This is a genomic window from Hwanghaeella sp. LZ110 (assembly GCF_048892525.1).
GTDB lineage: Bacteria > Pseudomonadota > Alphaproteobacteria > UBA8366 > Aestuariispiraceae > Pacificispira.
Map to the genome: position 1 here is coordinate 1 of NZ_JBLZHT010000034.1, position 633 is coordinate 633.

1 protein-coding gene is annotated in these 633 nt (G+C 52.6%); it reads right to left on the reverse strand.

The annotated features are described in order from the left end of the window. The coding region (locus ACOSDM_RS20080; protein WP_420726314.1) for a hydantoinase/oxoprolinase N-terminal domain-containing protein at window positions 1-617 on the reverse strand (617 nt) is incomplete at its 3' end. Window positions 618-633 lie beyond the last annotated feature (16 nt).

Genomic DNA, 633 nt, shown 5'->3' on the forward strand with positions numbered 1-633 from the left:
ACATCTGTAGACGCCATAATGTGCAGGGTCGGGAATTTATCGCGCAGAAAGCGACAAGCCTGCTGTTCGTGAGCCGGATTGGCATAAGAATGCAGGAATGAAATGACAATCGCCTCCACACCCGCTTGCACTAGCCGTGTCGCGCCTGCTTCCAATGCGTCCATATCCAGCGCCAGAATTTCTGTACCCTGGGCATCCATGCGCCCGGAAACACCGGCAATATCAAGCTCAGATACAATCGGTGGCGGTGGATCGTTTAAGGTATATTGCGTCAGTTGATACTGATCCAATCCTTCCGTTCGCGCCTTAACGCGACCAATACGCAATGTATCTTCAAACCCCTTGGTACAGATCAGGCCTGTACGCACGCCAGTGCGCTCAATCATGCCATTAGTGGTGACCGTCGTGCCGTGAAAGACCAAGGTGCAGTTATCCAGAACCGATTGCGCGTCTAAATCCAACGCCTTCGCAGCGATGCCAACGGCTTCCATAATCCCAACCTCGGGATTGTTCGGCGTGTGCAGGGACTTCCCAACGGCGATGCGCCCCGTATCATCGACAAGTACGAGATCCAGAAAAGTCCCACCCGCATCAGCAGAGATTGTGTAATTCGCCATAACCTATAAATCCTAT